Here is a 13,587-nt window from a genome sequence, read left to right as displayed (position 1 = left end):
TCAGTCGCTCCACGGCTCGTATCGAGCTTTTGCAATCTAGCCTTGGCGCCATGACCGCGTTGCAGGTAGAAACGACGTAATCGATCTATTGGACTAACCGCTTTGTGGAACAGGAGAGGGATGTTGCGATGAACAAGCAGTTGAGGCTTCCAAAGTTTTCGATCGGAGTCGGTGACAGATTTGCTCACCAGGCAAAAGCGCAGCTGAAAGCATGCGTCAATGCGGGAGAGGCCGGAATCGATGTGGTGCCGGTGTGGAATAAGTCGAATCGAGAGCACCTGATTATTGGGTCAGAGCCACTCCAGACGCGGGCTGCGGCCGACGCTGCCGTAAAGGAGTTGGGATGGGTCAAGCCATACTTCCTCGACGCGGACCATATCAACGAGAAGACGGTTGAGAGATGCATTCAGCCTTGCGACTTTTTTACTCTGGACGTCGCGGACTTGATTGGAGAAGCCGCCAGGCCAGCGGATGTAGCCGCGTTTGTTAGGCGGCATCAAGAGCTTGTGGGAGCAGTAACGATCACGAATATCGCTGAACCGTTCCAGACGGATAAAGGGTTTGTTGAGGGCGTGGCCAACAAATTTCTGGCGGCCATCCAACATGCAGGGGAGATTTACCGTCTGCTCGTGGAGAAGAAGGGCGAAGGAAACTTCGTGCCTGAGATCTCGATGGACGAGACGGACTCTCCTCAGACACCATTGGAGCTATTGATTATTCTCGCGGCCATCGCTGACCAGAATATCCCGATCCAGACGGTGGCGCCGAAGTTCACCGGCCGCTTCAATAAAGGCGTTGATTACGCTGGCGATGTGATGCAGTTTTCAAAAGAGTTCGAGGAGGATTTGGCGACGATCGCGTTTGCGATCAAAACCTACGATCTACCGGATAATCTGAAGTTAAGCGTTCACTCCGGATCAGACAAGTTTTCGATCTACAAAGCAATTCACGCAGGAATCAAGAAATTCGATGCAGGAGTTCACTTGAAGACCGCCGGAACAACTTGGTTGGAAGAGGTGATCGGCCTCGCTGAGTCGGGTGGCCCTGGGCTCGAGATCGCGAAAGAGATATACGGGGGGGCCTACGCGCACCGCGAGGAGCTTTGTGCGCCTTACGCCGCTGTTATCGATATCCACCCGACGAAGCTGCCAATGCCGGACAAGGTTAATGAGTGGACGAGCGAGCAGTTTACCTCGACGCTGCGGCACGACCCAGGGAATAGCTCGTACAACGAGAGCTTCAGGCAGCTATTGCATGTGGGCTTCAAAGTCGCGGCAAAGATGGGTAACAGGTATCTAATGGCACTCGAAGCCAACGAAGAAGTTATCGCAAAGAACGTGACAGAAAACCTCTTTATTCGGCATATCAAGCCCGTGTTTCTGGGAGTCTAGTGGTGTGGTTTTGCAGAACACGCGAAATTTTGTGATTTTCTTTTCTGCCATCGGTCTCAGTCCCTCGCTTCTGCCGCCGGTCGATTTGACAATTAGGACAAACATTGGCTACCGTTCTGTTGTTTCCAGTTAACGCTACAGTTAGGCTCCCAAATCATGCGGGAGAGTGCAGCTGAAACGTGTTTGTTGCGCTGAAATCGCCCTGCTCAGTTGATCGGGCCTCGTACACGCCATAGCAACCGCGCCCGCATAAACCTGATACGGAAGCGTGAGAGGCGGGTTGTCAGGTACCAAACTTTTATAACTTTGCAGGAACAGAGGAAAGTCGGAGTGCCAGTGAAGTCAATCCATTTAGAAAAAACAGTTCTCGCGCGCCTCTTAGGATTGAAGGCCGCGGCTCTCATCGTTGCCACGTCATTCATCTCGACCGGCGCGGCACAAACAACACCCGCATCCTTGAAGATTGCCTTGGACAAACCTGTTCATGCCGTAAGCCAAACACTATACGGGTTGATGACCGAGGAGATCAACTTCTCCTACGACGGCGGCCTGTATGCAGAACTTGTGAGAAACCGGACATTTCAGGACCATGGATTCGGAGGGATCGCACACTGGAATATCGAACACTATGGAAGTTCGAGAGCTTCGATGGAGATCGACCCGGCAGAGGGTCCGAGCGCAGCGCTCTCTCATAGTCTGGCGTTGACGATCACGCAGGCCGACGCCGCGAACAGAGCGGGTGTGCGGAATGAAGGTTATTGGGGTATGGCGCTCCGACCGAACACCACATATAAGGGTTCGTTGTATGCCAAGGCTGACTCGACGTTTGTGGGGACTCTGAATTTAGCGTTGATCAACGACAACACGGGAAAGGCAGCCGCGTCGACGGACACTCCAGCATTGACGAGAGAGTGGAAGCGATATGAATTCACGCTCAAGACGGGTGACTTGGAGACGTCGTCTGAAAATCATCTGCTGCTGACTGCTGGCCATACGGGCAGGATCTGGCTGGACCTGATCTCGCTGATGCCACCAACCTTCAACAATCGGGAGAACGGCAATCGGTCTGATCTGATGGAGAAGATGGCAGCCATGCATCCGACCTTCCTCAGACTTCCCGGCGGCAACTATCTTGAGGGAGATCAGATTGATGAAAGGTTCGATTGGAAGAACACGATTGGTCCGCTGGTTGATCGACCTACCCATCGCAGTCCGTGGAACTACCAGTCGTCAGACGGCATGGGCTTGCTAGAGTTTCTGGAGTGGACTGAGGACCTAAAGATTCAGACTGTGCTCGCGGTCTATGCCGGCTACTCACTCAAGGGGGACCATATTCAGGCAGGACCAGCGCTAGTACCGCACGTGCAAGATGCGCTCGACGAGATCGAGTTTGCGATCGGTGATACCTCGACTCAATGGGGTGCGCTGCGCGCGAAGCTCGGTCATCCAATACCGTTTCACGTGAACTATGTCGAGATCGGCAACGAAGACCAGTTCGATCACTCCGACAGCTATGAGGGTCGCTATGCGCAGTTTTACAAAGCCATCAAAACAAAATATCCACAGCTTCAACTAATCGCGACAACTCCACTCAAACGAACGAGGCCTGATGTTGTCGACGACCACTACTATAGGCGCGCGGACGAGTTCTTTGACGATGTGAAGCACTATGACCAGACTGACCGCAACGGACCCAAGATCTTCGTCGGCGAATGGGCGACTCGGGAGGGCTCACCCACGACAAACATGGGCGCCGCCTTGGGAGACGCGGCGTGGATGACCGGCATGGAGAGGAACAGCGACTTGATTGTGATGGCTTCCTACGCGCCGTTGTTCGTGAATGTGAATCCAGGGGGCATGCAGTGGGAGTCAGATCTGATCGGTTATGACGCGCTGAAGAGCTACGGCGCGCCGAGCTATTACGCGCAGTGCATGTTCGGAGAGTATCTGGGCGACGAAGTTCCCACCTCTTCCATTACCGGCGAGGGCAAACTTTTCTTCTATTCGGTCACCCGTGATTCGCGTACTGGAAAAATCTACCTCAAAATGGTCAACGCTTCATCCCTTCCACAAGCGTTGGACATCAACTTCTCCGGTATGAACAAGGTCATGCCAGAAGCCATGCTCATCTCGCTCAGCGGCAAGACGAACGCAGAGACCAATTCGATCAGCGCTCCGAAGCAGATCGTGCCGGTGAAGACGTCCACGCGAATCGAGGGGCCGAATTTCTCCCACACCATCCCACCATACAGTGTGCAAGTGCTTGAGTTGGAGGCTCACTAGGTACACGCCTTTTGACCGAGTTGGTTGATAGCTTGCTCGGGATACCACCTGTTTAAAATTCCCTGCGATCTACAGGCGAGGGTTGGTTGGTTGTGTGTGCCAGCTTGAAGATTCTCTCCATCTGCCTCCAACGCGTGGTGGGGTCTGACCCGGAGGAGACATTCTGGTAGCTCGACATCAAGCTCTCCCATGCCTGCACTGCCGGATTAAGGCGGTCCATCTCTGCCTTACGCTCGAACGTGAAGTCGTTTGTCGTATCCATGATCATGAAGAGGCTTCCTTCCGAATGAAATATCTCCATATCTAGAACACCCGCATCGCGGATACTCTTGTGAATTTCCGGGCGGCCAATTCTGTGATGCTCAATGTATTCGGCAATGAGTTCCGGGTCAGGACGAAGACTTAACGTAAGACAGAAGCGTTTCATGATTCACTCCTCTATTCGGAAAAAGCCTGAAGGCGGTTGGCGCCGTCAGACTTTAGATTTACCACGTTAGCAGGACGGCGAGAACCTCCGGCGTTGCAGATAGTTAACGTTAAATGTTATGCTTTTCGGGCTAATACCTCCTTTCGGGAATGAGACTCCTTTGCGCTATCGTGATCTTGGAACGACCGGTCTGAGCGTCTCAGTGCTCGGTTTTGGGGCTTCTACGCTGGGGAATGTATTCGGAAAAGTTGGTGCCTCGAGTGGAGAGCGTGCAGTCCGCCACTCGGTTGACCGCGGCATTAATCTGTTCGACGTTTCGCCCTACTACGGGATCACGCAGGCGGAGCAGCGACTAGGCGGGGCATTGGAAGGGCTGCGACATGGGGTCGTTCTCGCTACCAAATGCGGCAGGTATGGATTGGAGGAGTTCGATTTTTCTGCACGCGGGGTTACGGAGCGCTTCGAAGACTCCTTGCGGCGCCTGCGCACGGACTATGTTGATCTGCTTCAGGTGCATGATATCGAGTTCGGGAATATTCAGCAGATCATATTCGAGACGCTGCCTGCCCTCCGCCGTCTGCAAGAGCAAGGCAAGGCCAGGTTTGTGGGTATTACCGGCTATTGGCCAAGTGTTCTGACGCACGTTGCACGGCTTGAACCGGTAGTCATCGTAACGACGATTACGATCAAAATAGCCAAACATTGAAACGGAATCAGCAGGAGAGTTCATGAAACTTTCAAGACGAGGTGCACTCGGTCTTCTCGCGGGCGCGGGACAAGCCGCCGTCACGTCAAGACTTCTCGGCGCCGTTATCAATTCCCCGGCAAACCCGGTCGGCAGGGTTGCGACCAGCCTCGAGCGCAGTCTTGCAAAGGGGCCATTCGAACCTACATGGGAGTCGCTTAAAGCGCATTACGAGATACCGGACTGGTTTCGGGATGCGAAATTTGGGATCTGGGCCCATTGGACGGCACAATGCGTGCCCGAGCAGGGGGATTGGTACGCCCGCCGGATGTACCTTCAGGGCGATCCGGCTTACTGCTACCACGTCAAAACCTACGGTCACCCTTCAAAGGTCGGCTTCAAGGATATTGACATCATGTGGAAGGCAGAGCGCTGGGATCCCGAGGCCCTAATGGACCTGTACCAGGCTGCTGGCGCAAAGTACTTCATGGCACTTGCCAATCATCACGATAACTTCGACAACTACAACTCCAAGTATCACAATTGGAACTCGACGCGAGTCGGTCCGATGAAGGACATCGTCGGGACGTGGAGTGCGATCTGCAGAAGGCGCGGCTTGCGATACGGGGTCAGTAACCACTCGGCTCACGCGTGGCATTGGTTTCAGACCGCCTACGGCTACGATGCGGAAGGTCCGCTGGCGGGCGTGCGGTATGACGGATTCGCAAAGAAGAGCTTGGCCGGCTTAAATCCACAAGAGCTCTACGTAGGACCCAATCTGGTCGTCCCGGATGGGTTCACATCAGCCCAGAAGATGCTTGGCTGGCACAATGCGAACGATCGCGTTTGGGATGAATTTCCTCCAGCTGAAAATCCCGACTTTACCAATACCTGGTTTCTGCGCTGCAGGGATCTTCTCGACACTTATAAACCGGACATGCTTTACTTCGACGATACCGGGCTTCCGCTGGGCCAAACCGGTGTCGATATTACGACCCACTTCTACAACTCGAATATAGCCCTTCATGGAGGACGCAATCAGGCAGTTGTCTTCGGGAAAGAGTTTGTTCCACAGCATAGAGGAGCCGCAGCGCTCGATCTCGAACGAGGCAGGTCGAATGACATTCTTCAGCTTCCGTGGCAGACCGATACCTGCATCGGCGACTGGCACTATAGCCGTGAAGTCTTTGAGCAGCACAAGTATAAATCTGCAAAGACAGTGATTCATCTGTTGGCGGATGTCGTCAGCAAGAACGGAAATCTGTGCTTGAATATCCCGTTGAAGGGTGACGGCACCATCGATTCCGACGAGCGGCAAATCCTTGCTGACCTAGCAGCCTGGATGCCGATAAACGGAGAGGCTATCTTCGGCACGCGGCCTTTCACCGTCTATGGTGAAGGCCCACCGGACCCGGTGAAAACTGGTAACTTCAACGAGGGAAATGGCCGACCTTATACCTCTGAGGACATGCGCTTCACCGTGAAGGATGGCCGTCTTTACGTCATCGCGCTCGGTTGGCCGGCAGATGGCAAGCTTAAGATCAAGACGTTCGCTCGCGGATCGAAAGAGCTTCCAGGCGAGATCAGCAAAGTCGAGATGCTCGGCGTCGGAGAGCCCTGTTCGTTCGAGCGGAGCTCGAACGAACTGGTTGTGAAGCTGCCGACACAGAAGCCGAACGACATCGCGTACGGATTTCGGATTGCGGTGTCTCGCCTTAATATGTCCACCTGAGGCTTGAGACGTTTGTAGATCTTTCTGGTCTAAGCACACACGGGATTCATTTACCATATCAATCGCGACCATCTCTCGGCATGAGATGTGGATTGACCCGAGACTCTGGAGAACTTTGCTTTCCTACTTCACAACTCTGGAAGATTCTCTAACCACAAGCTCTGGCTCCAGTATGACGCGCTGGGGACGAATCGGCCCTTCTGCTTCAACGAGACGGAAGATCATCTTCGCGGTCCGAAGGCCTAGGGGCTCAATCCTCTGGTCTATTGTTGAAAGCGGGACGCGAAGCAGTTCATCGTAGTGATAGTTTCCGCAACCGATAACTGCGAGATCACGAGGTATCTTTAGGCCGGCGTCCAAAGCGGCCATTATGGCACCGGACGCGATCATGTCATTGAAGCAGAAAACCGCATCCGGACGCATCTTCAGGCTTAGCAGGTTTTTCATCGCCGTCTCCCCTCGCGTTCGGCCATCTACATCGACTGAGCCGAGCGGTGCGATCACATACCGAGGATCGATGGCAACCCCATGGCGCTCGAGAGTATCTCGATATCCCTCGAAACGGCTCTTCCCTACCCTGTTCTCCGGACCTCGGATGTGGGCGATCTTCTTGCGACCGATGGCGATGAGATGTTCCGTTGCTAACTCACCAACCTTGTAGTCGTTCGATCCGAGGAAGTTAGAGCGAAAATCCTGAAAGTCGCGGTCGAGAAGAATCAGCGGCGGCCCATTCTCGCTGACCTTGCGCAACTTCTCCGAGGTCGACTGTGTTGTGGCTACCACCAGGGCATCCAGCCGGTGAGCGAGCATATGCTCGATCTCGGCATCTTCGAGGACAGCGTCACTCTCGGAGGAAGCTACGAGCAGGAAGAAGTCCTTCTTGCGCAGGGCACTTGAGAGCGATTTCGCGATCTCGGAGAAGAAGGGGTGAATTAGGTCCGGCACGATGAGACCAACGAGAGAACTGCGCCCGGTCACCAGGCTCCTAGCCATCAGGTTCGGCCGGTAGTTGAGCTCTTTGATCTTCGCCATCACTCGTTCGCGTGTTGCCTTCGCAATATCGGGATGGTTCTTAAGCGCCTTTGAGACCGTCACGATCGAGACGCCGAGACTTTGCGCAACATCTTTCATTCGGACAGCCATGGAGTGAATATACAAGATACGTTTTGGCCTCGAAAGCGTTGCTCATTATTGACAAACGCCGTTGCATCTTCTAGCTTTCAGGTCGAGATAAGCTTTACCCAAACTGTGGTTCAACTTTTGAAGCGCAGTTTGAAGACTTGGGCGAGCATGCTGTATGGAAAGTGAGTTTATGTTTCTAAGGAGATTGCTGCGGGCGTTGCCGCTCTTCTTAGCTGCCGCATTCTCACTGCGTGGGTTACCGCAGGACAAGGCAGCTACACCAGTGCGCGACGCCGACGCCGCCTGTAGCCAATGTCACCGTACGATATTCAAGACTTACCTCAAGACACCTATGGCCAACGCGAGCGGACTAGCCGGCGAACGACTCACCCCAGGATCGTTTCGGCACGCTCCATCCGGCGTCATTTACACAGTAAGCAATCAGGCGCACCCTACACTTGACTATACCCTTCCCACGTCGCCTCCTATCGAAATCAAAGAGCGGCTTCATTACTTCCTAGGCTCTGGTCACCTCGGTTTGACCTACCTCTATTCGAAGAACGGATACCTGCTGGAAAGTCCGATTGCCTACTACGCAAAACTCAAAGGCTACGCCATGAAGCCCGGCTTTCAGCGGTCGCAGGAGCTCCCCGCAGCGCTCACGCTTAACCCAAGCTGTCTGCGCTGCCACATGAGCAGCGTGAACAAGCAGGTAGAGGGAACCGACAATCTCTATCGCGGACTGCCCTTCGAGTACGTAGGCATAACCTGCGAGAGCTGCCACGGGGATAGCCGCGAACATGTTGCCTCCAGCGGACGCACCGCTGTCGTCAACCCCGTCAAGCTTTCGCCTGTAAAGAGAGATAGTATCTGCAGTGTCTGTCATCTCGAACGCGATACAAGTGTCGAACGCCGCGACCGGTCCGTACTCGACTTCAAACCGGGCGCCGATCTCACCGCCTTCATGTCCTACTTCGTCTATGCCGGCGAGAACACGACCCAGCGCGCCGTCAGCGAGATCGAGCAGTGCCAGTCCAGCAGGTGCAGGATCGCGAGCGGGCCCGGCATGTCGTGCATGACCTGTCACAATCCTCACGCTTCGCCAACGGCTGAAGAGCGCACCAACTTCTATCGCGCCAAATGTCTCACTTGTCACACTCAGGACAAATACGTCGCCGAGCACTACGTCGCAACTCGTGACTGCACCAGCTGCCATATGCCTAAAACCGGAGCGCAGAACATCCCCCATGTAGCATGGACCGATCACCGCATCCGACAGCATCCCGGCCAACCCGATCTGGAAGCTGTTCCGGCTCGGACCCCGGATCTGATTCCAATTCTAGCCAGCACGAGCAAATCGCGCGACCTCGCTCTGGCGTACTACAACCTCGTTGTGGTTAAAGGACTCACTACCGAAAGATCGCGTGCATGGCAGGCGGAAAAATTTGATCCCGAGGATGCTGCAGTGCTGCGCGCGCTCGGAATCATAGCCCAATTGAATCAGGATTACGCTCACGCCAAGACCTACTACCAGGATGTCTTGAAAAAGGAGCCCGAGAACCTGGCAGCCACAACGAACCTAGATACTCTCCTCGCTCGAGCGGGCAACCTCCAGGCAGCTGCAAATTCGTGGCAGCGAGCCTTCCGTCAAAACGCGGACATCCCCGCCCTAGGACAGAATCTCGCCAAGGCGCAGTGCATGCTTGGATCTAAAGAAGCCGCAGAAGACACGCTCAGAACTGTGCTGGTCTACAGCCTTGGAATGGGGGAGGTGCGCCATACCCTCACAGCGTTGGAAGACGGCAGTCAGTCGTGTCCTGCTCCCGAAGCGAAAGAAAACAGGTAGACCAGGACTGGGATTTTGTCAGGTGAGTCTTGTCCAATCGTCAAAGAAATAGATCGAGATAATAGATCGAGATCGCACATCAAAGAAGCAGAAAGAGCGAACAGTGTCCTTAGCAGATTCATCTCAGGCCCGGAAACTCAGAACACGATTCCCAATTCTTTTCGCTGCGCGATCCGTATGCATCGGCAGTGCGGTTTCGCTCTGCTTCCTGACTGCATCAGTTGTCTTCGGGCAGACCTCACCACCTCCTCACGTTGTCACACAACATCCGCCCGCCATACCCGGCAAATTTGTAGATATCAGCCAAAGCAGCGGCGTCCAATTTCAAGGCGTCGCTTCTCACACCTCGACAAAGTATTTGCTCGAGACGATGGGCTCTGGCGTCGCGTTCTTTGATTACGACAATGATGGCCTTCTTGACATCTTCTTCGTCAATGGAACTCACCTTGACAACCCAACAACAAAGGGCACCATTCCGCAGAAGTCCGGCCCCCAAGATTGGAACCGCCTCTATCACCAGAAAAAAGACGGCACCTTCGAGGATGTCACCGAGCGCTCTGGGCTCAAAGGCGTCGGCTACGGCATGGGTGTCGCAGTGGGAGACTTCGACAATGACGGCTTTGAAGATCTCTACGTGACGGCCTATGGCGGCAATCGCCTATATCACAACAACGGCAACGGCACCTTCACCGACATCACCGACAGCTCCGGAACCGCGGGCAGTGGCTGGTCGACCAGCGCGGCCTGGGTCGATCTCGACAATGACGGCCTGCTCGACCTCGTCGTCCTCCGCTACGTCAAATGGGACTTTGAAGACGTCTGGTGCGGCGAGCATCGCGACGGTTATCGCGCCTATTGCCATCCGGACATCTTCCCCGCGATCGCTCCCCTGGTCTATCACAATGACGGAAACGGCCACTTCACCGAGGTTTCTAAAAAAATCGGCCTCTCTGTCCCCGGCAAAGGTCTTGGGATCGCGCTCGCCGACTTTGACCGTGACGGCAAGATCGATATAGCCGTCGCGAACGATTCCATGCTGGAGTTCCTCTACCGCAACAAGGGAGATGGCACCTTTGAGGAGATGGGGCTCAACGCTGAGATCGCAGTCGACGGCGATGGCCGCACCTACGCCGGTATGGGCATCGACTTTGAAGACTACAATAACGATGGTTTTCCCGACCTTATCATCACTAATCTTGCCAACCAGAGATACGCCCTCTACAAAAACAACGGCGACGGCAGCTTCACTTACGACACCTACATGTCAGGCATTGGCCGCATCACTCTCCTTCACTCCGGCTGGAGTCTTCACTTTCTCGACTACGACAATGACGGGCTCAAGGATCTACTCATCGCCCAGGGACATGATCTCGACACCATCGAACTCACTTCGCCGCAACTTCACTACAAAGAGCCGATGCTTCTTGCCCGCAATACTGGTTACGGCTTTGTCGACGTGTCCGAGGCCTCAGGAAGCGTCTTTGCTCAGCCTTGGGTCAGTCGCGGAATGGCGGTGGGCGATTTCGACAATGACGGCCGCATCGACGCAGTCGTCACGACAAACGGCGGAGCCGCCCACATCCTACATAACGAAACGGCGACGCAGAATCACTGGCTCACGCTGCGCCTCGTCGGCCACTGCAGCAACCGGGATGCCATCGGCGCAGAGATAAAGCTGACAACATCCAAAGGATCTCAATATGTCACCGTCTCGACCGCGGGGGGCTATCTCTCCTCTAACGATAAGCGCGCGCACTTTGGCCTCGGAACGGATACAGTCGCAAAGGAGATTGAAATTCGGTGGCCCAGTGGTGTCGTCCAGAAGTTAGGTGAGGTAAAGTCCGACCGAATTCTTCAGGTGGACGAACCTCTTCAATCGACCGCGGAGACCACTCCATCAAAGTCCTCTAGGCGTTGATCTTCGAGGAGCGTTCGTCAGTTCACGAATCGTGGGAAAAGAGCGCGAGCTAGTACATCTCATGGAGAGTAGCAGCCCCAGGTGTTAGAAAAGGTTATATCATCTTGATCGCTGACACATGCGATGGAATCGCGAAGACCCCACATTGGCGATTCAGTCTTCAGGAAGAGTGCAACCCCGCTTATGATTTTTCGAAGAGGTCATTCAGTTCATGGTTCTAGCAGTCCCCTTTGGGGTACATCCCGGCGCCTCCGCTCAAAATCCTTTGGAAACCCAGGACGCCAAGCAGCAGGAAGGAGCTCAACCTCCTGCCAAGGGAGGTGCCAGCACCGGTGCCGCGCATTCGGCAGTCCTCGATGCAGAAAGACGCCCCATCACGGCCGGCGGTTTTGTGAAGACGGGCTCCATTGTCTTTCAAGACATCGCAGTAAAGGCGGGACTCACCACCTAGCGTCACAAAATGGGTTCCCCAGAAAAGAAGTACATCCTCGATACGGTCGGCTCGGGTGTCGCCCTGCTCGATTACGACAACGACGGCTGGCTCGATATCTATCTTGTCAACGGTTCTACCGACGAAGCACTTCTTGGTAAAGAGCCCGCGCCCCACGCCGCTCTCTTCCACAATAATCACGATGGAACTTTTACCGATGTCACGGCGAAGGCGGGTGTAGAAAACGACCGATGGGGCTTCGGCGTTGCCGTCGGCGACTACGATAACGATGGTTGGCCCGATCTCTACGTCTCGAACTTTGGCAAGAACAGGCTCTATCACAACAATCATGACGGCACCTTTACAGATGTAGCCGAGAAGGCAGGTGTCACAGTTGGAAACTGGTCAACCGGCGTCACATGGGGCGACTACGACGGCGATGGCCGTCTCGATCTCTTTGTTGCAGGCTATGTCCACTACGACATCCGCGATCAACTCGACGCCGGCGGCAAGGCGCTCAGCTTCTGCGAATTTCGCGGTGAGAAGGTGATGTGCGGCCCACGCGGCCTTCCCGGCGAACGGGACCACCTCTTCCACAACAACGGCGACGGTACGTTCACCGATGTCAGCGTCAAAGCCGGGGTCAGTGATCCACAGGCCTTCTACGGTCTTGGAGCTGTGTTCATAGACATCAACAACGACGGCCGCCCTGACCTGCTCGTCGCCAACGACTCTACCCCGAATTACCTGTATCTGAACAAGGGAGACGGAACCTTCGAGGACATCAGCTATGCCTCCGGTTACGCCTTGAACAAGGAGGGGCGCGAAACGGCTTCCATGGGCATCGCAGTTGGCGACTACCGCAACAACGGCCTGCTGGATCTCTACCACACCACCTTCTCCGACGACTACAAGCCGCTCTACCGCAACGATGGCGATGCCAACTTCACAGATATCAGCTATGAAGCCAATCTCGGCGAAATCTCCATTCCGTTCCTCGGATGGGGAGCTGCCTTCTTCGACTATGACAACGATGGCTGGAAGGATCCGTTCGTCGTGAACGGCCACGTCTATCGCGGTGTGGACAAAACTTCCTGGGGCACCACCTGGGCACAGCGGCCGCTGCTGTTTCATAATCTGCAGGGTACGAAGTTCGATCTCGTTCCAGCTGTCGAAGGTACAGGCCTCGCTGAGGTAATGACCTCCCGCGGGATGGCGTTCGGGGATATCTTCAACGACGGCAAAATCGATGCGGTGATCAACAACATCGACTCGGTTCCCGCACTCATGCAGAATGTCGCCGAGTAGCGCAACCACTGGATCGAGCTTCGCCTGGTCGGCGGGCCAAAAAGCCCTAGGGACTCCACCGGCGCAACCATCTATCTGACCGCAGGAGGCATACGCCAACGTGAAGATGTATTTAGCGGAGCCAGCTATGCCTCGTCCTCCGACCCGCGTCCGCATTTCGGCATCGGTTCTGCCGCCCGCGTTGATAAGATAGAGATCCATTGGCCTAGCGGAGCCAAAGAGGAGATCGTGCCGCCTGCGGTTGACCGTATCTTCACCATCGTTGAAGGGAAGGGAATCCAAAACCCTCACGAGCACGTCAGCAAGTAGCTGTGCTATCGCAGGAGCAGACTTAGCGATATCCGCGCCAAGACGTGGCGCAGAGGAGCCAAAACGACTACCATTCTTCTCGGTTCGACATTTTGCTTCGCGAAGCAGACTCAGTAATGCTTTCCGCAGTCTATTT

8 protein-coding genes and 1 pseudogene are annotated in these 13,587 nt (G+C 54.9%); 7 read left to right on the top strand and 2 right to left on the bottom strand.

Annotated features, from left to right (window positions below):
* The first annotated feature begins 128 nt into the window (after positions 1-128).
* Both HDF12_RS10470 and HDF12_RS10465 read left to right on the top strand, forming a co-directional pair.
* Positions 129-1,391 carry a tagaturonate epimerase family protein gene (locus tag HDF12_RS10470; protein WP_179582692.1) on the top strand — a complete coding sequence of 421 codons (1,263 nt, stop codon included), beginning with the start codon at positions 129-131 and terminating at the stop codon, positions 1,389-1,391.
* Between the two features lie 336 nt (positions 1,392-1,727).
* Complete coding sequence (locus HDF12_RS10465; protein WP_373563888.1) at positions 1,728-3,674, top strand: alpha-L-arabinofuranosidase C-terminal domain-containing protein; 1,947 nt, start codon at positions 1,728-1,730, stop codon at positions 3,672-3,674.
* 52 nt (positions 3,675-3,726) lie between these two features.
* On the opposite strand, the gene HDF12_RS10460 is transcribed toward HDF12_RS10465, so the two are convergent.
* Complete coding sequence (locus HDF12_RS10460) at positions 3,727-4,101, bottom strand: L-rhamnose mutarotase (RefSeq protein ID WP_179582691.1); 375 nt, start codon at positions 4,099-4,101, stop codon at positions 3,727-3,729.
* Positions 4,102-4,261: 160 nt separating this feature from the next.
* Between HDF12_RS10460 and HDF12_RS10455 the strand changes: the two genes are divergently transcribed.
* Positions 4,262-4,807: an aldo/keto reductase gene (locus HDF12_RS10455; protein WP_218892346.1), complete on the top strand. Its 546-nt coding sequence runs from the start codon at positions 4,262-4,264 to the stop codon at positions 4,805-4,807.
* A gap of 22 nt (positions 4,808-4,829) precedes the next feature.
* Complete coding sequence (locus HDF12_RS10450) at positions 4,830-6,518, top strand: alpha-L-fucosidase (RefSeq protein WP_179582687.1); 1,689 nt, start codon at positions 4,830-4,832, stop codon at positions 6,516-6,518.
* Between the two features lie 123 nt (positions 6,519-6,641).
* Here HDF12_RS10450 and HDF12_RS10445 read toward each other — a convergent pair whose 3' ends face one another.
* On the bottom strand, positions 6,642-7,661 hold the full coding sequence (locus HDF12_RS10445) for a LacI family DNA-binding transcriptional regulator (RefSeq protein ID WP_179582685.1): 1,020 nt from the start codon (positions 7,659-7,661) through the stop codon (positions 6,642-6,644).
* A gap of 169 nt (positions 7,662-7,830) precedes the next feature.
* Between HDF12_RS10445 and HDF12_RS10440 the strand changes: the two genes are divergently transcribed.
* The 3 genes and pseudogenes from HDF12_RS10440 to HDF12_RS10430 all read left to right on the top strand — a co-directional run bounded on the left by HDF12_RS10440 (position 7,831) and on the right by HDF12_RS10430 (position 13,451).
* Positions 7,831-9,486 (top strand): cytochrome c3 family protein, encoded by a 1,656-nt coding sequence (locus HDF12_RS10440; RefSeq protein WP_179582683.1) that lies wholly within the window; start codon positions 7,831-7,833, stop codon positions 9,484-9,486.
* Between the two features lie 370 nt (positions 9,487-9,856).
* Entirely contained in the window at positions 9,857-11,404 is a 1,548-nt protein-coding gene (locus HDF12_RS10435; RefSeq protein WP_179582682.1) for a CRTAC1 family protein, read from the top strand.
* Positions 11,405-11,615: 211 nt separating this feature from the next.
* Positions 11,616-13,451: pseudogene (locus tag HDF12_RS10430) on the top strand (CRTAC1 family protein).
* The last annotated feature ends 136 nt before the right edge of the window (positions 13,452-13,587 follow it).

Origin of the sequence: Tunturiibacter gelidiferens (assembly GCF_013410115.1) — a bacterium.
Classification (GTDB): domain Bacteria; phylum Acidobacteriota; class Terriglobia; order Terriglobales; family Acidobacteriaceae; genus Edaphobacter; species Edaphobacter gelidiferens.
The sequence above is the reverse complement of the archived record's forward strand: the minus strand, read 5'-3'. Positions and strand labels throughout refer to the sequence as shown.